The organism is Stenotrophomonas sp. CASM110 (genome assembly GCF_049384345.1).
GTDB classification, from domain to species: domain Bacteria; phylum Pseudomonadota; class Gammaproteobacteria; order Xanthomonadales; family Xanthomonadaceae; genus Stenotrophomonas; species Stenotrophomonas muris.
Map to the genome: position 1 here is coordinate 1 of NZ_JBMRGI010000050.1, position 556 is coordinate 556.

At 54.1% G+C, this 556-nt stretch carries 1 rRNA gene; it reads right to left on the reverse strand.

The annotated features are described in order from the left end of the window. Positions 1-438: 438 nt before the first annotated feature. Positions 439-553 (reverse strand): 5S ribosomal RNA (gene rrf, locus VG561_RS21140). Positions 554-556: the final 3 nt, after the last annotated feature.

Sequence of the window (556 nt, forward strand, 5' to 3'; positions counted from 1 at the left end):
TTGCTTTAAAACAATTAATAGTTGCTTGATCAAACGTCTGCAAGATGGACAATCATCCTTCCTGCAGGCGCCTTCACAAGATACCTGCGCATACTTTCAAAGATCCGGGGAAGTGGCCTCAGCGCCGTTCCCGTGTGCTGCGAAGTTTCCTTCGTAGCGAGCCGCCCATTATAGCCGGCTTTTCCGCTTCGTCAACACCTTTTTTCAAGGCCGTCTCACCGGAGTGGACGTTGTTGCCGATGCCGCTTCGTCGTTGGGCCCGAGGGCCTTTCGTCGTTGCGAGCCGCCTATTATGGCAGGCCTTTCAGCTTTGTCAACAACTTGTTTGAGGAACTTGAAGCTCTTCGTGAAGTTGTTGCCGCAAGTCCAGGTCGAAACCAAGTGCCTGCAAAAAAAGGAAAACCCCGCTGCGCATGCAGCGGGGTTCTCGGGTGTAAACCCTGGCGATGACCTACTCTCGCATGGCTTGAGCCACACTACCATCGGCGCAGCTGCGTTTCACTTCCGAGTTCGGGATGGGATCGGGTGGTTCCACAGCGCTAATTTCACCAGGGAG